Raw genomic sequence first — 18,100 nt, forward strand, 5'->3', positions numbered from 1 at the left:
GAGGTGGCGGCGTGGCTGTCGACATGACCTGGCTGCTCGGCGGAGTGGCGCTGCTGCTCGCCGTCTTCCTCCCGACGCTCGTGCGCAGCGTGCCGATCTCGACACCGCTTGTGCTGCTCGGCGTCGGTGTGCTGTTCGGTCTCATGCCGCTGCCGGAGGGCTTCTCGCTCGACCCGGCCATGCACAACACGTTCCTCGTCCACGCCGCCGAGGCCACCGTCCTCGTCGCGCTCATGGGCGTCGGGCTCGCGCTCGACCGCCCGCTGCGCCTGCGTCACGGCTCGTCGTGGCGCGCGTGGGCAGCGACGTGGCGTCTGCTCGGCGTCGCGATGCCGCTGTGCATCGCGGCGGTGGCGCTGCTCGGGTGGGGCATGGGCATTGCGGCGCCGACGGCGCTGCTCCTCGGCGCTGCACTTGCACCGACCGATCCGGTGCTCGCCTCCGACGTCCAGGTCGCCGGCCCCGAGACGCAGGAGATGGGTGTCGGCGACGAGGAGATCGACGAGTCCGACGAGGTGCGCTTCGCCCTCACCTCCGAGGCCGGCCTCAACGACGGCCTCGCGTTCCCCTTCATTTACGCCGCGATCGCGTGGACGATGGAGGGCGCACCCTCGCACTGGGCCCTGAAATGGATCGGCTGGGATCTCATCGGCAAGGTTGCCATCGGTGCCGCCGGCGGCGCCCTCGTCGGGTGGGTGCTCGGCAAGCTGTTCTTCCGGCTGCCGCACAAGCAGTACCGGCTCGCCGACGCGGGGGAGCCGCTCGCGGCGCTCGCGGCCATCATGACGGCGTACGGCCTCACGGAGGTGGCCGGCGGCTACGGATTCCTCGCCGTGTTCGTCTGCGGTCTCGTGCTCCGCGCCAGCGAGCGCGGCCACAGCTATCACGCGGACATGCACTCCTTCATCGAGCGGCTCGAGCAGATCCTCACGCTGCTCATGCTTCTGTTGCTCGGCGCGTCGGCGACGAACGGGCTTCTTGCGCACGCGGATTGGCGCAGCGTCGTCATCGCACTCGTGCTGATCTTCCTCATCCGCCCGGCTTCGGGCTGGATCAGCCTCGCAGGTCGCCGTGACGACACCGACCGCGCCGTCGGCCTCACGTCGCAGGAGCGGTGGGTGACGGCGTTCTTCGGCGTCCGCGGCATCGGCACGGTCTTCTACGTCGCCTACGCGACGGGGAAGGCGTCCTTCGACGGCGCGGAGTGGCTCTGGTCGACGGTCGCCGTCGTCATGATCGCGAGTGTCGTCGTCCACGGCATCGCCGTCACGCCCGCGATGAACTGGCTCGAACGTCACCGCACGAACCACCGTCGGGCGCTCGCGGACGCTTGATCCACCTGCGCCCCGAGGGCGCCTGCGCTGCACCCCGGCGCCGGGCTGGCAGGGCCGCACACGCGGGCGCGTTTCTTCACCCCTCGAGGTGAAAAACTGCGTGCAGGAATGCTTCTGGGGGCCGGTGGTGTTGTGGTCGATGAGAGAGCTCATCGATCTGAAGGAGAGACCTCATGGCCTACCGCACCGAAAACCCCGCCACCGGCGTCGTCGAGAAGGAGTACAACTCCGCGACGGATGCTGACGTCACCCGCGCCATCGAGCGCGCCGACGCCGCGTTCGGCACGTGGCGCACGACGGACGCGTCCGAGCGCGCCTCCGTCCTCGCCAAGGTCGCCGGCATCTACGACGAGCGCGCCGACGAGCTCGCCCGTGTCATCGGCGCCGAGATGGGCAAGCCGCTCGCGCAGGCGCAGGGTGAGGTCGCGCTCGCGTCGTCGATCTTCCGCTGGTACGCCGAGCACGGTGAGGAGCTGCTCGTCGAGGAGCAGCTGAACATCGGCGACGACGCGAAGTCGCTCGTCGTCACCGACCCGATCGGTGTGCTCATGGGCGTCATGCCCTGGAACTTCCCGCACTACCAGGTCGCGCGGTTCGTCGCGCCGAACCTCATGCTCGGCAACACGATCCTGCTCAAGCACGCCTCGATCTGCGCGCGCACGGCCGAACTGATCGAGGAGATCCTCCACGCCGCGGGTGTGCCGCAGGATGCCTACATCAACCTGTTCGTCAGCAACGAGCAGATCACGTCGATCATCGAGGACCCGCGCGTGCGCGGCGTCTCCCTGACCGGTAGCGAGGGCGCCGGCAAGGCCGTCGCCGAGACCGCGTCGCAGAACCTCAAGAAGAGCGTCCTCGAACTCGGTGGCTCGGACGCGCTCATCGTCCTCGACGACGTCGACGTCGCCGAGACGGCGAAGGCCGTCGCCACCGCGCGCATGAGCAACGCCGGGCAGGCCTGCAACTCCCCGAAGCGCATCTTCGTGCCGTCGACGATGTTCGACGACTTCGTCAACGGCGTTGTCGCCACCGTCGAGGGCATAAAGGTCGGCAACCCGGACGACGAGGGCACGGACATGGGCCCGCTTTCGTCGGTCGAGGCTCGCGACGACGCGATCGCTCAGGTCGAGCGCGCCGTCGAGCAGGGTGCGACCCTGCGCACGGGTGGCACGGCGCTCGAGCAGGACGGCGCCTGGATGGCCCCCGCCGTGCTCACCGGTGTCACGCGTGAGATGGACGCCTTCAAGGAGGAGATCTTCGGGCCCGTCGCCGTCGTCTACTCCTACGACTCGATCGACGAAGCCGTCGAGCTCGCCAACGACTCCTCCTTCGGCCTGTCCGGCTCCGTCTGGGGCAAGGACACCGACAAGGCGGAGCAGATCGCCCGACGCCTCGAGGTGGGCATGACCTATGTCAACGAGCACGGCACGACGAAGGCCGGCCTGCCATTCGGTGGTGTGCGCCGCTCCGGTTATGGGCGTGAGCTCGGACGCTGGGGCTTCGGCGAATTCGCCAACACGAAGCTCGTCCGCGTCGCCAAGTGATCGATGCGTCGTGACCCGCGACGCGAGGAGGGAACAACCATGACTCGTTTCACCCGACTGATCGAATCCGTCCGATCACTTGCCGAGCCGGCCCCGCCGGCGACCCGTGGGCAGGAGGTGGCCCGTCTCGGCCTCGGAACCTTCATGTCGTTCGCCGGTGTCTCGCACCTCACGTTTGCCCGCAAGGACTTCCAGGCGCAGGTGCCGGACTGGTTTCCGATGGACAAGGACGTCGTCGTCCTCGCCTCCGGTGTCGTCGAGGTCGCGCTCGGTGCGGCGATGCTCACCCTGCCGCAGCGTCGCGCCGCGGTGGGGGTGGCGCTCGCCGCCTTCTACGCCGCGATCTTCCCCGGCAACATCAGCCAGTACGCCGAGCGGCACGACGCATTCGGCCTCGACACCGACACCAAGCGCCTCGTCCGCCTGTTCGGCCAGCCCGCCCTCATCGCTGCGGCGCTGTCGGCGGCTGGGTTCCCCCGACGCGGTTCGCGTCGCTGATCTCACCGCTTCGCACCCAAGAGAAGTGCCTCACCTACAACAAGTGCCGACTCGCCCCGACGCGAACGCCACGCGCTGCTGCGCACTGAATCACCAAGGAGATTGACATGTCCAACGTTCTCTTCGTCGTCACCGGCGCCCGCTCCTGGACCCTGGCCGACGGTTCGAGCGTCCCGACGGGATACTGGGCGGAAGAACTTCTCACCCCCTACCGTCTGATCACCGGGGCAGGTCACTCGGTCACGTTTGCCACGCCCGGTGGTGTGACGCCGGTGGCCGATGAGGTCAGCCTCGCCCCCGACGCGAACGGCGGCGCGGACGTGCGTCCTGACCTCGACGCGATCGACGGCCTGCAGCACCCCATGAAGCTCGAGGACGTCGTCCTCGGCGACTATGACGCGGTGTTCTACCCGGGTGGGCACGGCCCGATGGAAGACCTTGCGCAGGACGCCACGTCCGGCAAGCTCATCGCGGACGCGCTCGAGGGCAGCAAGCCTGTCGCGATCGTGTGCCACGGCCCGGCGGCGCTGCTTCCGGCGCGGACGTCGGCGGGCGAGCCCGTCGTCGCCGGACGCAAGATCACCGGCTTCTCGAATGAGGAGGAGAAGGCCGCCGGCAAGGCTGACAAGGCCAAGTGGTTGCTGGAGGACCGGCTGCGCGAACTCGGCGCTGACGTCTCGACCGGCCCCGCCTGGCAGCCGTTCACCGTCGTCGACGGTGACCTGCTGACGGGTCAGAACCCGGCATCGTCCGAGGCGCTCGCCAAGAAGCTGCTCGAGCGCCTGAGCTGAGCCTGGCTGCGCGACGCGCGAACATGCCGAAGGCGCCTGGATCCCCGTGGGGTCCAGGCGCCTTCGGTGTTCACGGGCGGCCGGCGGACGGCCGATTGGGCTCGGCTCTCACGTGGCGTGGCGCCTCGTCGTGCGAGATGAACGGGCTCAGTCCGCTGCCCCGCGCATCAGGGGGATTCTCGCGACGAGGACGACCAGCGAGGTGAGCGCGCAGAAGAGAGCCGGGCTCGCGCTGATGGACAGGCGTGTCGTGAGCAACCCCGCTGCGAGACGAGGTGTGTGCTCGGCACCTCGATGCGCCCGGACGTCGGCCGACGAGCGCCGGCGGGCAGCTTGAGCAGCGTCGACTTGCGTCGTCGTGCACGGCATCGCCGTGACATCCGTGATGGGATGGCTCGAGCGAGACCGGGAGGGTCGCTCGGCGCGTGAGCGCGAAGGCGCCACGGCTCTCGCTGAGGGAGGAACGGCATGACGACGTACCGACGCGACCGCTTCGACGGCTACATCGCGGGCGCAGGCTCGACGTCCGGGCGGCGCTTCGTCGTCGGGGTGTGGGAGCGTTCGCCCCTCGGTGCGTTCGCCGACGTCATGGTGGCGCACCCCGACGGGTGCCGGGAGTTGCTGGCCCCGAGCGAGCAGGTGGCCGAGTACGTCTCGGGCACCTACCAGTTCGATGGGGTGACGCTCGTCGATGTCGTGGTGGATCGCTCGGTTCGTGACGGGGGTGAGCGTTGGGTGGTCCAGGCAGGTGAGCTGCAGCTGTCGCTCGCAGTGGGAGGGCGACTGCTCCTGGCTGCGCCGTTGCTGCCGGTGCGCGGGCCGCTCGTCCACCCGCTCACGGCCCGCCTCATCGACCCCGTGGCGCGCCGGGTGATGACGGGCGTGCGCACCTCGGGTACGGCGGGCAACGGGCGGCGCGAGCACTATCTCGCCCAGGATCTGCATGCCGTCGAGCACATCGAGGGCACGTGGGCGGGCGAGCCGGTGGGAGCGCTGGCCGACGTCGCGCCCGAGCCGAACTTCGGGTTCAGTTCCACCCCGCGCCGCCCCGCCGTCACCCGCGTGACGACGTTCGTCGAGGTGCCGCGGTAGTCGGTGAACAGCGCCGGCGCGAGCGGACGCTCCGCGACCGTGCTCAGACGAAAGAACCGCGTGTCACTGCTGTGACATTGCTTCTCGCACGGCCTCCAGCCACATGACGACGGCAGTGGCGCCCGGGTCTTCGTACCCCTTCGCGCGCTCACCGAGATAGCTGGCGCGCCCCTTGGTGGCGACGGCGTCCGAAGTTCGGGCGGCACCCTCCCGAGCAGCCGTCACGACGGCGTCGATGCCCGAATCGGCCGCGTCCGCGGCAGGCTCCAGGGCGTCGACCATCGTGCCGTCACCGGGCTGGGCGCCGCCGAGTTCCCGGACGCCCGTGACGCCAGCACGCAAAGCGTCACCCCACGACGCACCGTCCGCGAGTGCCTGCGCGGCGCGCAGAAGAAGCATCCCGTACAGCGGGCCCGACGTGCCGCCGATCGCCCGTCGGCATCGCGCGGAGAGTTCCTGGAGCAACAAGGCCGCGTCGCCTTCGCCGGGGTCGTCGAGCCAGGCCCGGGCGCCGCGAGCGAGCGCCGATCCGAGGTCGCCGTCGCCGACGTGCTGGTCGGCCGCGTCGAGTTCGGTGCGTGCGCGCAGAAGGCGCTCGCAGGCAGCGTCGATGACCTGGCGCACGAACGGGTCGGCCTCGCCCTTCGGGCCCCCAGCGCGGTCGGCGGATTCAGGGGTCGTCACGACGCTGAGGGCCGGGCGCCGAGCGTCCGGGAACCCCGGCCACGCGGGCGACGCGGTGGGTATGTCGAGCAGGTCGAGAAGACCGTCGTCAACGGGCAGGAGTGACACGTGCGCACCGGACATGTCGAGGGAGGTGAGTACCGGGCCGGCCCAGAGACGCTCGACGACGACGCCCCGATTCGTCAGGGCGGTGTGCGCACCCCGCGCGACGATGTCGAGTTCGCTCGGCGGGGTGGCGCCGGCGGTGCCGACGAGGGCGACGACGCGGTCACCGTCGACGATCTCGCGGTCGTCGAGGATCCGCCCGACGAGCGTCTGTGCGATGTCATCGGCGCTGGTGAGGCGCGTGCGCTCGACGCCGGGTTCACCGTGGATGCCGAGGCCGAGCTCGATCTCGTCGTCACCGAGTTCAAAGCTCGGTGCGTCCGCGCCGGGGGTGGTGCAGGGGGCGAGGGCGACGCCCATGGTGCCGAGGTGTCCGGTCACCCGTGTGGCCACGTCGTGCACCTCTCGCAGTGTGCTCCCGGATTCCGCAGCGGCTCCCGCTACCTTGTGGACGAGGACGGTACCCGCGAGACCGCGCCGTCCTGCGTGTGTGTCGTCGTCGCTGAGCGCCACGTCGTCTCCGACGACGACCATTTCGACGTCGAGGCCGTCATGGCGGGCGAGTTCGGCGGCCATTCCGAAGTTGAGGCGGTCGCCGGTATAGCTCTTGACGATCAACAGGCAGCCGGCGTCACCGGTGACGGCGCGGATGGCGTCGAGCACCGCGTCGACGCTGGGCGAGGCGAACACGCCGCCACTGACGGCGGCCGTCAGCATGCCGTGTGCCACGTATCCGGCGTGCGCCGGCTCGTGACCCGCGCCGCCGCCGGAGATCAACGCCACCGGCACCGTCGCGCGGTTGTCATCGTTCACGACCCGGTCGGTGCGAACGACCGTCTGGCTCGAGCCGAGCAGGCTGACGTTCGGCTGAAGCAGCACGCGTCCCTCAAGCGATTCCCGAACCACGGCGTCCGCGTCGTTGATGAGTTTCTTCATACGTCCATGCAAGCACGGACGGGGCCCGAACGGTTGGGCGGATGCCTGTGCGGTGGGCCGGGGCCAAGGCCCGGACACCATCCCCTTCACACTTTTGGCGCCCTCGCGGGTGGCGAGTTTGCCGACGGCGTGCGGCTGCTCTCGCAGAGCGTTACCGCGACGGCTGTTCGGTTGCGTCGATGAGTACCTTCAGAACGTAGTCTTCGAAGGTCCGCCCATGCGCCGCTGCCTGCCGTTCGAGCTGGGTGCGCACCTCCTCGGGCACACCGTTGACCACGATGGAGCGCAGTCCCGCCTCGGGCTCGTCGATAACGACGTCACCACGCAGGGCGTAGAGGGCGTGTTCGACGACGTGCGGCTCGACGCCGAGACGCTCCGCGACTTCGGCCGCGAGGCAGAGGTATTGTCTGTACTCCTCGGGGGTCCACCCCCACGACTTCCACCCCAGGGTGGTGGCAACGCGGGAGTCGAGAATCAGCGGCTTCGGGTGGGTTGTGTCAGGCAGCTCGTACCCGAGGAAGTAGATCCACTTCGTGAAGAACGCCGGGCCGAAGTACTTGATCTTGAAGCCACCGGACTGGAGGTCGCGGTAGACGTCGACAGGGTCGGCGCCGCCGCGAATGGCCTGGTAGGAGTCGAACAGCTTGGTCGTGATCCCCGGGTCGGAAAGGGGCCGCTGGCAGCGGTAACTAGTCAGACCTTGGAAACCGGCGCCCCAGCCGCACATGAGCACGTAGAGATCCAGTGCGTCCTCGGGCGTTGCAACCTTCTCGGCGGCGTTGAAGATCTCGCGGCGGGTCACGTCTCGCCGTGCCGGTGAACCCGCCTCGGCAGAACGCAGGTACGGCGCGAGGGGCGTCCCTTCGGGCCACTTGGCGCGCCAGGTAGCAGGGAAGAAGTGTTCCTTCTGCTCGTAGACCTTCTCGTCAGACCACGGCAGGCCCTTTCCACCGCGTATCGCCGCGACGATCTCTTCGACGTTGGTTGTCATCTTTCCTCCGTTGCCCGGCTGTTCTATGGCGTCAGCTTGTCAGGAGGAGGGCGCCCGAGTGCGCCGTTTCGAGATGCCGCTCAGTTCGACTTCGCAGCGCAACCAGCAGGGAACATCAGAACGCCGCCGCCCGAATCGGGCGGCGGCGTCCTCGTGCGACCGGGCGAGCCTCAGTGCACCTTGATCGGGTCGGGCCTGCTCGGGTCGACGGCCTCTGGAATGTGCTTGGTCGTGATGCGCTTGCGGAAGACCCAGTACGTCCAGCTCTGGTAGAGCACCACGAGCGGCGTGAAGATGAGCGCCACCCACGTCATGATGACGAGCGTGTGGTGCGAGCTCGACGCGTTCTCCGTGGTGAGCGACCAGGCCGCGTTCGTCGTGCTCGGCATGACGTTCGGGAACAGCATGACGAAATACGTCAGCACGAACAGCGCGATGGCCACGAACGTGCCCGCGAAGGCTGCGCCCTCCTTGCCGCGCAGGTTGAACGCGAGAGCCGCGAGGAAGAACAGAGCCACGAGCACCGACGTCACCCACGAGGTCACAGTTCCGACCTCGATGCCGAGCCACACGAGCAGCACGACGGCGAGCACGGCAGCGGCAAGCCCCGTCTTCGTCGCGAGCGCACGGGCGTCGTGGCGGATGGCGCCGTCCGTCTTGAGCGCGACGAAGAAGCAGCCGTGCGTCATGAACACGAGCATCGTCACGACACCGCCGAGCAGCGACAGCGGGTTGAGCAGCGTGAAGAGGTTGCCGGTGAACTCCATGTCGGCGTTGATCGGCAGGCCGCGCACCATGTTCGTCAGGGCGACACCCCACAGGATCGCGGGGATGAACGAGCCGACGATGATTGCCGTGTCCCAGCCCTTGCGCCACGCCACCGAGTCGCGCTTGTGGCGGTACTCGAAGCCCATGTTCCGCACGATGAGGCCGACGAGGATGATGAGCAGCGGCAGATAGGCCGCGGAGAACAGCGTCGCGTACCAGTTCGGGAACGCCGCGAACGTCGCGCCACCGGCGGTGAGCAGCCACACCTCGTTGCCGTCCCACACCGGGCCGATCGTGTTGAGCAGCACGCGGCGGCGCTTCTCGTTCTCGCCGATGTGGTCGGTGACGGGGTCCGTCACCTCCCCGGCCTGACCTGCAGCAGCGTCAGTCGTCGAGTCAGCCTTGCCCTTGCCGAGCACCGGCAGGAGCATGCCGACGCCGAAGTCGAAGCCCTCGAGGACGAAGTAGCCCGTCCACAGGACGCCGATGATGATGAACCAGAAAGTGGTGAGTTCCATCGTTCAACTTCCCTGTCAGTACGCGAACGAGAGTTCGTCGTCGTTCTTCGAACCGTCGGAGTGCCCACCGGGCAGGTCTTCCCCGTCGTCGGCGACGGGTTCGGCGCCCTTCCTCATGTAGTCCATGAAGAGCTTCACCTCGACCACGGCGAGTGCTCCGTAGAGGAGCGTGTAGACGATCATCGAGGTGAGCACCTCGCCGGCGGAGACGCTCGGGCTGACGCCCTGCTTCGTCGTCATGACGCCGTAGACGACCCACGGCTGGCGGCCGATCTCGGTGAAGATCCAACCGATGCTCATGGCGAAGACGGGGGACAGGGCGCCGACGAGGGCGGCGGGGCCCATCCAGCGGTTGACGGGGTTGCGACCCTTACGGGTGATCCACAGGACCCACACGCCGATGGCCATGCAGATGCCGCCCCAGCCCATCATCCAGCGGAAGCTCCAGTACGACCACATCATGTTGGGCGTGTAGCTGTCCGCGGAGGTGAGCTTGCCCTCGTTGAACTTCTTCTGCAGTTCCGGTTCGAGGTCGTTGACGCCCTCGACCTTGCCGTGGAAGTCGCCCGTGGCGAGGAAGCTGAGCAGGTTCGGCACGGTGACGGCGAACTTCTCCTCCTTGCCGTCGCGGGTGCCGACGGTGAAGATCGAGAACGGGGCGTCCTTCTCGTACGTGTCGTAGAGGGCTTCCGCGGCGGCCATCTTCATCGGCTGCACCTCGGTCATCACCTTGCCCTGGAGGTCTCCGGTGACGACGACGCCGAGGCTCGCGACGAGCATGACGATGGCGCCGACGCGCGAGGCCTTGCGGTACATCGTGAGGTCGTCGGCGGTGGGGGCGACCTTCGTCGCGCCGCCCGTCTCGACGGCGTCAGCGGCCGCGCGGGCCTCGAGGGTGCGCTTGCGCAGGTTCCAGAGCATGACGCCCATGGCGACGGCGCCGCCGACCATGTACGAGCTGAACGCGACGTGGGGGAAGGTGACGAGCTGCACCTTGTTGAGCAGCACGGCGCCGAAGTCGACGAGCTCGGCGCGCTGGGTCTCCGGGTTGAAGCGGTAGCCCACCGGGTTCTGCATGAACGAGTTGGCGGCGAGGATGAAGTACGCCGACAGCAGCGTGCCGATGTGCACGATCCAGATGCAGGCCGCGTGCAGAGCGCGCGGCAGGCGGCCCCAACCGAAGATCCACAGGCCGAGGAACGTCGACTCGAGGAAGAAGGCGAGGAGCGCTTCGATGGCCAGGGGCGCACCGAAGATGTCACCGACGAAGCGCGAGTAGTCGCTCCAGTTCATGCCGAACTGGAACTCCTGCACGATGCCGGTGACGAGGCCCAGGGCGAAGTTGATGGTGAACAACTTGCCGAGGAACTTGGCGAGGCGCAGGTACTGGGTGTTGTTCGTGCGCAGCCAGGCGGTGTGGTAGCCGGCGACCAGGGCCGAAAGGCCGATCGTGATCGGCACGAACAGGAAGTGGTAAACGGTCGTGATGGCGAACTGCCACCGCGCCAGTTCCAGGACATCCATCGGTTGTGACCCCTCGACGAGACTTGTGAAGACTTTCACAAGAAAGGCTACTCAGGAGTTTCCGATCTCCAGAGGACCTAGGTCCTCACTTGCGGGTGGGATGTGTCACGGGCCTCACTTGCCCGCGGAACCCGATGCGCCGGAACCGGACTGGCCGCCCAGCACGGACGTGATCGGCTTCGCTCCCGAGGGGGCCTTGTACGTCTCGACGGAGTTCCACTTCGAGAACGTGTAGCTCGCCTTCGTGTTCGTCAGCTTGGAGCTGTAGTTCTCGATCTTGACGACCTGCGGCTTGTCGTCACGGGTGACGACGAGCTTGACCGCGTCCTTCGCGTCGGAGGCGCTGACGGTGTACGTGTCCTTGCCCGCAGTCTTCGTCTCGGTGACCTTGGCGTCCTTTGACGCGAGCTTCTTACCGTCCTCGGAGTCGAAGAACTCGGTGAGCATCTGCTTGACGTCGAGCGCCGGGTTGGAGGCGGGATCGTTGGCCGCGCCCTTCCACCACTTGCCGTTGAGCTTCTTCGCGTCGGTGGCGTTGGCGCCGATCTGCTGCCAGAAGTCGGTGTTGGCCTTGAGGTAGGCCTGCTTGCCGATGACGAGCCCCTCGGAGGAGGCCTTGCCCTGCGTCTGGATCTGCTTCTGGTTGGAGCCATTCGTCGCGCCGTAGGCGCTGAACGTCGTGCGCGTGCCGTTGACGGAGCCGACGATGTCGACGGAGGTCGACTTGGCGGACGTCGACGAGGACTTGGCGTCCTTCGTGAGGTCAGCGGCGCTCGGGGTTCCGCCGCAGGCGCTCAGGGCGAGGAGGGCGGCGCCCGTCGTCAGCGTGGCGGCAGCCGTGGTGCGCAGCGTCATGAGGGGTGACTCCGTATCGCGTCGGGGAGGCTCGGCGGTGAGCCACTGTGCCAAACGCGCGTGGCGCGCCCAAAGTGCCCGGCGTGTCGGGTGGGTGGGATCAGGTCGTGGAGGAGGCTTCGACGGGCGGACGCGTCAGGGTGGTCTTCGGGGCCACGATGTCGGAGTAGTCACCGTCGTAACTGGAGAGCTCGTCGATGCCGGTGCCATCGCCGTCGGTCCCGTACCCCTCGACCTTGCGGATCTGATTGCTCTTGGGATCGATCCAGGCCCTCAGCACACCGTTTTCGTTCTCCACGCAGTACATCCGCTGCCCGTCCAGTGTCTCCATGGTGACCGAGGCGGCCTTGCCGGTGAGCGCCTGGACGATCTCGCTGTCCTCCTCGAGGAGTTCGTCGACGTGAGGCACGATTGCCATGTCCTCGATGGCGGTGCGTGTCCATTCGTCGTCGGGCGAACGCGTCCAACGGTTCGCGTAGTCGGTGGCGTACTCGCCCCAGTACGTCGCATCTCCCTTGACGTAGAGCGTCGCGCCGATGAGGCGCAGTTCTTCTGTGCCGTGGTCGAGTTGCGTGTAGGTCAGTGCTTGGGGCGTACCGATGATTCGGCCCCGTCTCGTCGTGGCGGACATTTCGCCGCCGGGCACGGTGATCGTCGTGCGGATGGTGAGAGTCTTCGTCCGGACGAGCACGTCCTGGGCTCGCGAGAAGAGGACGGACGCGGTCGGCAGGTTGTCGGTGCTCGGCAGATTGTCCGTGCTCGGTGCGGCGGCCGGGGTGGTCGACGTGGTGCTCGAGTTCGAGGTGGTCTTCGCCGGCGCGACGCTCTTGCCGGCGACGCTGCATCCACCGAGAACGGCGAGGGCGAGCGGCGCGCTGACGAGAGCCTGCACGTAGCGAGCGCGAGGGGTGGTTGTCATGGAGGTTCGTCTTCGAGGGGTCGTCAATCGGAGCGAGCGCTCGACTGCGCGCTCATCATGGCACGCGGGTTCGGCGCGCCACCAGAGCGTCAGGTCGTCTTCTCGGTGCCTGATTCGGGGTCGGCCGAGCCCAGGTCGAGCGCGCCCTTGGGGGCGGTGACCTCGAACTTCTCGTTCCAGCGCGAGAAGGAGGCCAGGGCGAACTCGTCCTCACCGGGTGAGGCGTCCTCAATCTTGAGCAGGTTGTACTTGCCGTCGGCGCTCGCCCAGACGACGGTGTCACCGTCGGCGCCGGTGATCTTGTACGCCTCCACCCCGTCGACCGTGTCTCGGGTGAGCTCGGCGTCGTCGGAGGCGAGCGTCTTCCACTTCGGGTCGCTGTCGTCGGTCATCGCGTCGAAGATCGGCTTGATCGACATGTCGTCGAGATCGTTGTCGTCCCAGGTCGACGCAGGTGCCTTGACCCAGCGGTCGGCGAACGACGACGCGTCCGGGAGCGTGGGGTCGTCCTTCGCGACGGCCTTCCAGTAGGCGTCGTCGCCCTTGAGGTAGATGTCGGAGCCGATGCGCCGCAACGTGAAGTTGCCGATCTCGTCGCTCGTGAAAACGATGTCGCTCGGGTCGGTGTCGAGGTCTCCGGTGATGATCGCCCGCGGCGACTCCTCGTCCATCGCGTCACGACCGTCGACCCGCAGCGAGGTGTAGGCGTCGATGCGGTCCTGCGTCTTGCTCCACGCAGCCGTGGCGGAGGGCAGTGTCGTGCTCGATGAGCTGGACGAACTCGAGGACGACGCCGGCGTCGCCGCGCCCGAACGCGACGGCGCCGCCGCGTCCGAGCCCATCGTGCACCCCGAAAGCGTCACCGCGAGAAGCGCGGAGACGGCCGAGGCCACGCTGAGGGGACGCAGCGGCGCCGTCGTCGTCATCGGAGCGTCAGCCCTTGATGAGGTCGGTCATCTTCTTGGCGCCGCTCGGCGCCTTGATGCCGTAGTCCTTGTCGTGCGAGAGGAAGTTGACGGTCGTCATCTCGTCGTTGGAGGAGGACGAGGTCTTGGCCTCCCAGCCCTCGACCTTGAGGACGTCGCGCGAGTCCTCCTTCGAGACCCAGGCCTTGACCTTCTTGTCCTCGCTCTCGATCTTCCACGCGTCCTTGCCGTCGACCTTCTCGTCGGTGACGGTGGCCTTGTCCGACAGCAGCTTCTTGTTGGACGCGTTGTTGTCGTCCTTGAGCTCCTTGACGAGGTCCTTGAGCGTGTCGCTCGCGTCCTCGCTGTTGCTCTCGGGGGACTCGACCCACTTGTCGGCCATCATCGACGTCATCGCGCTCGAGGCGCCGCTGTTGCCCATCGCGGACTTCCAGTAGGCGGAGTCGGCCTTGATGTAGGACTTGCTGCCCACGATGACGGCCTCCATCTTGCCGCCCTCCATCTCGCCCGAGAGCGTCTGCGGGTCGCCGTCGACGTCACCCTTGATCGTGAAGCTCGCCGGCTTGCCGTTGCTCTTGCCCGAGGCCTTGACCTCCATGCTCTTGTACTTGCCGGCCGACTCCTGGGAGGCGTTCCAGGCGTCCTTGGCCTTGGGGGCTTCTTCGCCGCCGCAGGCCGCCAGGCCCATCGTGGCGGTGGCGGCGATCGCGACGGCGGCAGCCGTGCTGCGGAGCTTCATGGTGTTTCCTCCCGTGGGGTGCAATTCTTCGTCGTCAGTCTTACAGACTCGGGGAGTCCGACGCCGCCGCCCTCGCTGAGGTTCCGCCCGAGTTCTCACGCAGTGGGCCGGCGGGGCCGTGCGACGCAGCAGAACTGATTTGCGCCGCCGCTCTAACCTTGACGTATGGCAGATCCCATCGCTTCGTTGACCGGTTTCGTTCAGAACGCCATCGCCACGTCGTTCGGCGAGGAGTGGCGAGACGCGGACCCTGTCATCCGACCTGCCAACAAGAAGCAGACGAGCGCCGACGTCCAGGTCAACGCGGCGATGGCGCTCGCCAAGAAGGTGGGCAAGAACCCGCGCGAGGTGGCGACGGCCATCGTCGAGGCGCTCAAGGCGGACTCCGCTGCAATGCAGCTCATCTCGGACGTCGAGATCGCCGGCCCGGGCTTCCTTAACATCACGCTGTCGACGGACTGGGTGGCCGCGCAGGCCTCCACGATCCTGGCCGACGGCACCCTCGGCGTCCTGCCCCCGAGCAAGCTCGAGGTCATTCCGCTCGACTACTCCTCGCCGAACGTCGCGAAGGAGATGCACGTCGGCCACCTGCGCACGACGGTCGTCGGTGACTCGCTCGCGCGCGTGCTCGCGCGCCTCGGGCACACCGTCGTGCGCCAGAACCACGTCGGCGACTGGGGCACGCCGTTCGGCATGCTCATCGAGCACTTGCTCGAGGTCGGCGAGAACAGCCCCGAGGCGGAGCTCCTCGAGACCGACCCCAACGCCTTCTACCAGGCTGCGCGCGTCAAGTTCGACACCGCCGAGAAGGCCGAGCCGGCCGGCTCGAAGGGCGACTTCAACATGCGGGCCCGCAAGCGAGTGACGCTGCTGCAGGGCGGCGACCCCGAGACGCTGGCGCACTGGAACAAGCTCATGGACCGCTCCAAGGCGTACTTCAACCGGGTGTACTCGACGCTCGGCGTGACGCTGACGGACGCCGACCTCGCGGGCGAGTCGACGTACAACGACGAACTCGCGGGCATCTGTGAGGACCTCGAGTCGCGCGGTATCGCGCGGATCTCCGACGGCGCGCTGTGCATCTTCCAGGACGAGTTCACCGGCCGTGACGACGCTCCCGTGCCGCTCATCATCCGCAAGAGCGACGGCGGCTACGGCTACGCGACGACCGACCTCGCCACCGTCCGGCACCGCTCGCAGGATCTGCTTGGCGACCGGCTCGTCTACGTCGTCGGCGCGCCGCAGAACCTGCACTTCCGCATGACGTGGTCGGCGGCGGACAAGGCGGGCTACATCCGGCCGGAGTCGACGCCGATCCACGTGCAGATCGGTTCGGTGCTCGGCGCGGACGGCAAGATGCTCAAGACGCGTTCGGGTGACTCGGTGCGGCTCATGGAGCTGCTCGACGAGGCCATCGAGCGCGCCGAGAAGGTCGTCGCGGAGTCGAAGGCCGACATGACGGACGCCGAGCGCGCCGTCGTCGCGCGCCAGGTCGGCATCGGCGCGGTGAAGTACTCGGACCTGTCGGTCTCCCACGACAGCGAGTACACGTTCGACTTCGACCGCATGCTCGCGCTCACCGGCAACACGGGCCCGTACCTGCAGTACGCCGCCACGCGTATCCGCTCGATCCTCGCCAAGGCCGCCGACGCGGGTGCGACGCCTGCGTCCGCCATCACGATCGGTGAGGACGCCGAGCGCGCGCTCGCGCTGAAGCTGCTCGACTACGGCACCGCCGTCGCGCTCGTCGGCGAGACGCTCGAACCGCACCGGCTCGCCGCGTACCTCTTCGAACTCGCGACGGCGTTCACGGCCTTCTACGAGAAGTGCCCGGTGCTCAAGGCCGACGACGACGCCGTGCGCGACTCGCGCCTCGCCCTGTGCGCCCTGACGCTGCAGGTGCTCAGCGACGGCCTCGGCCTCCTCGGCATCGAGACGCCCGAGAAGATGTGACGCCCCAGCGGCGTTTGCGTTGGGGGCCTTGGTGCAGCTGACGCACTTCGGTGCAGCTGACGCACTTCGGTGCAGCTGATGCGGTTTGAGCAGGCTCAGAGTGCGTCGGGTGCACCGAACTGCGTCAGCTGCTGGCGGCGGTGTCTGACCGCTTCTCTCCGGTAAATTTGGGCGGACTTTTCGCTCGATAATCGAACATAAGTTCGATAAAATGAGGCGTGGAGACAACACAGCATGACGACGTGGCCGAGGTGCTGGCCGCCGTTCGTGCGCTGCCTCTCGAAGCGCGGGTCGAGGCGTGGCACGCGGTGGGCGTCGAACTCTTCGAGGTCGCATCGCGTCCGACGATCGACTGGGGTGAGCCGTCGGCGCTCGCGGTGGACGCGGTAACCGTTGATGAGGAACTCGCCCAACTCGACGCCGAGCGACGCGCCCTCGAAGAGCTCACCGTCACGGCCGCGTACGTCTCGCGCAGCGCCGACGCCACGATGCACGCCTTCGCGGCGGCCCACGCTCGCGTCGTCACGCGACACGACGTTCTCGAGGTCGACCAGTGGGAGAGCGACCCGCGTCAGTTCGTGCCCGGCGAGTTCGCTGCCGACGATCTGGCGGCCCGGCTCGGAGTCCGTGTCGGTACGGCGGAGGCGTGGGCTGAAGCGGGTGATGCCGTGCGAGCCTCGTTGCCTCGCATGTTCGTCATGGCCGGCGCGGGCGAGATGCGCATGACGACTTGCGAGACGGTGCTTCGCGAACTCGAACACCTCGCGCTGGCCGAGCGGGAGAGCGTCGAGGGGATGCTCGTGTCCGGCCGGGCGCTGTTGGGCGGTTCGGCGGCGGTGAAGCGTCGTGTGCGGCGGCTCCTTGCCTCGCTCGGGCTGTCGGCGCCGGCGGATGAGGACGCGTCGGAGGCGCTCGTCGAGGTCTCGTTCCGCGAGCATCCCGATCAGCCCAGGCTCACGCAGATGACCGTTGTCATGGACGCCGACCAGGCGTGGCAGGTCCAGGCCGCCATCGATGCGCGTGCGCGCCAGCTGGCGCAGGAACACGAGCGTCTGCACGGCGGCGCGACGCGGTACCGGATGAACCGGGCGCGGGTCGATGCCTTCGTCGACCTGCTCCTCGGCTCCGTGAGATTCGACCCCATCGTGCGGCTCACCGTGCCCGTGCGCTGTTTCGAGGACGGCACCACCCCAGGCACAAGCATGCCCTTCGCCGGTCAGGGGAGCGGCATGCCCGTTCCGTTCGGTGCGATCGATCGCAGTCGAGGCTGTTCTGCACAGGGTGGCTCGGGCCGTGGCGTTGCGCGGCCCGCCGCTGGGCAGGCCCCGTGGGGCGCGCTCTACCGGGAAGCCGAGGACGGCGTCGCGCCACTTGCCGCAGGGCAGGTTGGTGATGGCGTCGGGATAGGAACGGCAGGTCAGCGACGCGCCGCAACCGCCCCGCGCTCGATCACGCGAGTCGCCGACCTGCACGTGCCCGGCGTCGGTGTTGTGTCGGCGGCCTGCGTGGAGCGCCTCGCAGGGACGGTCGGTTCCGCCTTCACAGTCGCACTCGTCGACGAGAAGCGCGGCGTGACGCGGTGGACGTCGCGATTCACCTACCGCCCGTCGATCACCACGCGCCGGTTCGTCGAGCAGCGTGACGAGCACTGCCGCTTCCCCGGTTGCATGCGCCCGGGCGAGTTCTGCGATGCCGACCACGTCGTGCCGTACGCCGACGGCGGTGCAACGTCGGGCGAGAACCTGCAACTGCTGTGCCGTCACCATCACCGTGCGAAGACGTTCGGCGGCTGGGCGGTGGTCATGCGATCAGACGGCGTGTGCGTCTGGAACTCCCCGACCGGCACCTGGTACCGCACCGACCCGGCCGACACCACGGCCTACGAGATCACCTCTCGTGAGGGCTACGCGCTCATCGCCTGAC

Annotated in this window: 15 protein-coding genes; 7 read left to right on the forward strand and 8 right to left on the reverse strand. The window is 68.0% G+C overall.

Annotated elements, in window-relative coordinates; translation table 11 throughout:
* The first annotated feature begins 11 nt into the window (after positions 1–11).
* The 5 genes from K9D12_RS07935 to K9D12_RS07955 all read left to right on the forward strand — a co-directional run bounded on the left by K9D12_RS07935 (position 12) and on the right by K9D12_RS07955 (position 5,259).
* A complete protein-coding gene (locus tag K9D12_RS07935) occupies positions 12–1,334 on the forward strand; it encodes a cation:proton antiporter (protein ID WP_223059890.1) in 1,323 nt (440 codons plus the stop codon).
* Between the two features lie 173 nt (positions 1,335–1,507).
* A complete protein-coding gene (locus tag K9D12_RS07940; RefSeq protein WP_223059891.1) occupies positions 1,508–2,878 on the forward strand; it encodes an NAD-dependent succinate-semialdehyde dehydrogenase in 1,371 nt (456 codons plus the stop codon).
* A 39-nt stretch (positions 2,879–2,917) separates the two neighbouring features.
* On the forward strand, positions 2,918–3,376 hold the full coding sequence (locus K9D12_RS07945) for a hypothetical protein (RefSeq protein ID WP_187036279.1): 459 nt from the start codon (positions 2,918–2,920) through the stop codon (positions 3,374–3,376).
* 107 nt (positions 3,377–3,483) lie between these two features.
* Positions 3,484–4,167, forward strand: a complete 684-nt coding sequence (locus tag K9D12_RS07950; RefSeq protein ID WP_047310650.1) for a type 1 glutamine amidotransferase domain-containing protein — start codon at positions 3,484–3,486, stop codon at positions 4,165–4,167.
* 468 nt (positions 4,168–4,635) lie between these two features.
* Positions 4,636–5,259 (forward strand): hypothetical protein, encoded by a 624-nt coding sequence (locus K9D12_RS07955; RefSeq protein ID WP_047310648.1) that lies wholly within the window; start codon positions 4,636–4,638, stop codon positions 5,257–5,259.
* A 63-nt stretch (positions 5,260–5,322) separates the two neighbouring features.
* Here K9D12_RS07955 and K9D12_RS07960 read toward each other — a convergent pair whose 3' ends face one another.
* The 8 genes from K9D12_RS07960 to K9D12_RS07995 form a co-directional block, all read right to left on the reverse strand.
* Positions 5,323–6,984 carry a dihydroxyacetone kinase family protein gene (locus tag K9D12_RS07960; RefSeq protein WP_129666431.1) on the reverse strand — a complete coding sequence of 554 codons (1,662 nt, stop codon included), beginning with the start codon at positions 6,982–6,984 and terminating at the stop codon, positions 5,323–5,325.
* Positions 6,985–7,135: 151 nt separating this feature from the next.
* A complete protein-coding gene (locus K9D12_RS07965) occupies positions 7,136–7,975 on the reverse strand; it encodes a hypothetical protein (protein WP_047310646.1) in 840 nt (279 codons plus the stop codon).
* A gap of 170 nt (positions 7,976–8,145) precedes the next feature.
* Complete coding sequence (gene cydB, locus K9D12_RS07970) at positions 8,146–9,261, reverse strand: cytochrome d ubiquinol oxidase subunit II (protein WP_223059892.1); 1,116 nt, start codon at positions 9,259–9,261, stop codon at positions 8,146–8,148.
* A gap of 15 nt (positions 9,262–9,276) precedes the next feature.
* On the reverse strand, positions 9,277–10,785 hold the full coding sequence (locus tag K9D12_RS07975) for a cytochrome ubiquinol oxidase subunit I (protein WP_223059893.1): 1,509 nt from the start codon (positions 10,783–10,785) through the stop codon (positions 9,277–9,279).
* Between the two features lie 114 nt (positions 10,786–10,899).
* Positions 10,900–11,640, reverse strand: coding sequence for a hypothetical protein (locus tag K9D12_RS07980; protein ID WP_223059894.1), 741 nt, complete (start codon positions 11,638–11,640; stop codon positions 10,900–10,902).
* A gap of 100 nt (positions 11,641–11,740) precedes the next feature.
* Positions 11,741–12,559 (reverse strand): hypothetical protein, encoded by an 819-nt coding sequence (locus tag K9D12_RS07985; protein ID WP_223059895.1) that lies wholly within the window; start codon positions 12,557–12,559, stop codon positions 11,741–11,743.
* 89 nt (positions 12,560–12,648) lie between these two features.
* Positions 12,649–13,485, reverse strand: a complete 837-nt coding sequence (locus K9D12_RS07990; RefSeq protein ID WP_223059896.1) for a hypothetical protein — start codon at positions 13,483–13,485, stop codon at positions 12,649–12,651.
* Positions 13,486–13,492: 7 nt separating this feature from the next.
* A complete protein-coding gene (locus K9D12_RS07995; protein WP_047310640.1) occupies positions 13,493–14,224 on the reverse strand; it encodes a hypothetical protein in 732 nt (243 codons plus the stop codon).
* 165 nt (positions 14,225–14,389) lie between these two features.
* Here K9D12_RS07995 and argS point away from each other — a divergent pair, with 165 nt between their 5' ends.
* Together argS and K9D12_RS15270 are read left to right on the forward strand one after the other, a co-directional pair.
* Complete coding sequence (argS, locus tag K9D12_RS08000; RefSeq protein ID WP_223059897.1) at positions 14,390–16,177, forward strand: arginine--tRNA ligase; 1,788 nt, start codon at positions 14,390–14,392, stop codon at positions 16,175–16,177.
* 218 nt (positions 16,178–16,395) lie between these two features.
* Complete coding sequence (locus K9D12_RS15270; RefSeq protein WP_223059898.1) at positions 16,396–18,099, forward strand: HNH endonuclease signature motif containing protein; 1,704 nt, start codon at positions 16,396–16,398, stop codon at positions 18,097–18,099.
* Position 18,100: the final 1 nt, after the last annotated feature.

Origin of the sequence: Dermacoccus sp. Tok2021 (assembly GCF_019895135.1) — a bacterium.
Classification (GTDB): domain Bacteria; phylum Actinomycetota; class Actinomycetes; order Actinomycetales; family Dermatophilaceae; genus Dermacoccus; species Dermacoccus abyssi.

Coding starts and splice junctions, on each gene's coding strand:
- K9D12_RS07940 (WP_223059891.1), top strand. CDS start 1,508: ATGGCCTACCGCACCGAAAACCCCGCCACCGGCGTCGTCGAGAAGGAG.
- K9D12_RS07945 (WP_187036279.1), top strand. CDS start 2,918: ATGACTCGTTTCACCCGACTGATCGAATCCGTCCGATCACTTGCCGAG.
- K9D12_RS07950 (WP_047310650.1), top strand. CDS start 3,484: ATGTCCAACGTTCTCTTCGTCGTCACCGGCGCCCGCTCCTGGACCCTG.
- K9D12_RS07955 (WP_047310648.1), top strand. CDS start 4,636: ATGACGACGTACCGACGCGACCGCTTCGACGGCTACATCGCGGGCGCA.
- K9D12_RS07960 (WP_129666431.1), bottom strand. CDS start 6,984: ATGAAGAAACTCATCAACGACGCGGACGCCGTGGTTCGGGAATCGCTT.
- K9D12_RS07965 (WP_047310646.1), bottom strand. CDS start 7,975: ATGACAACCAACGTCGAAGAGATCGTCGCGGCGATACGCGGTGGAAAG.
- cydB (WP_223059892.1), bottom strand. CDS start 9,261: ATGGAACTCACCACTTTCTGGTTCATCATCATCGGCGTCCTGTGGACG.
- K9D12_RS07975 (WP_223059893.1), bottom strand. CDS start 10,785: ATGGATGTCCTGGAACTGGCGCGGTGGCAGTTCGCCATCACGACCGTT.
- K9D12_RS07980 (WP_223059894.1), bottom strand. CDS start 11,640: ATGACGCTGCGCACCACGGCTGCCGCCACGCTGACGACGGGCGCCGCC.
- K9D12_RS07985 (WP_223059895.1), bottom strand. CDS start 12,559: ATGACAACCACCCCTCGCGCTCGCTACGTGCAGGCTCTCGTCAGCGCG.
- K9D12_RS07990 (WP_223059896.1), bottom strand. CDS start 13,485: ATGACGACGACGGCGCCGCTGCGTCCCCTCAGCGTGGCCTCGGCCGTC.
- K9D12_RS07995 (WP_047310640.1), bottom strand. CDS start 14,224: ATGAAGCTCCGCAGCACGGCTGCCGCCGTCGCGATCGCCGCCACCGCC.
- argS (WP_223059897.1), top strand. CDS start 14,390: ATGGCAGATCCCATCGCTTCGTTGACCGGTTTCGTTCAGAACGCCATC.